Below are 577 nucleotides of genomic sequence, written 5' to 3'. Positions count from 1 at the left end.
CGTACCATCGCGCCAATCGACTTTGTTTCTGAAATCAGAGAACTAAAGGCACAATCCAGCATTTAACCATTGAGACTACAGGGTAAAAGTCTACGGTGAGGGCGAGTGAAAAATTTAAAAGCATAGTACTGATGGGAAGCACCGAGTCTGGAGGAAGTTCCATTTTACGGTAGATAACAACACGCATGAAATCATTCCTGCTGAGTTAAGTTCATCCCGTGTATCCGACGGTGAAGTTCTACCTAACTTGCTCAAATAGTCGAGACAAAGAATCAATTAAATATCTGATGATGGAGCTTGTGAGACGAAGTTATTCGCCTCAAATATGCAGTTCAACTCATACGGCTACCATAACGCTCTCTTTCAGAGACCTTAATGTACCGAATGAAGACGTTGCTCGGCGGTACATTAAGGTTAAGAAACTAAAACGCCCAAATTGGCGAAAATTACGCCATGAAGTATCACAATTATTATCTGAATTCTAGAAGAATCTACTAAACGTGGGAGGATCGAATATGCTCCACTTAAGACATCTGTAAAAATTTTATACTTAATTATTATTATTAAGTATAAAAAC

General features: G+C 38.8%; 1 pseudogene. It reads left to right on the top strand.

The annotated features are described in order from the left end of the window. Positions 1-38 precede the first annotated feature (38 nt). A pseudogene (locus tag AB4589_RS23725) lies at positions 39-423 on the top strand (transposase); the annotation flags it as partial. Between the last annotated feature and the right edge of the window lie 154 nt (positions 424-577).

Origin of the sequence: Vibrio sp. 10N.222.49.A3 (assembly GCF_041475145.1) — a bacterium.
GTDB lineage: Bacteria > Pseudomonadota > Gammaproteobacteria > Enterobacterales > Vibrionaceae > Vibrio > Vibrio tasmaniensis_A.
Note: the sequence above shows the minus strand (reverse complement) of the source record. Positions and strands in the feature narration are given on the sequence as shown.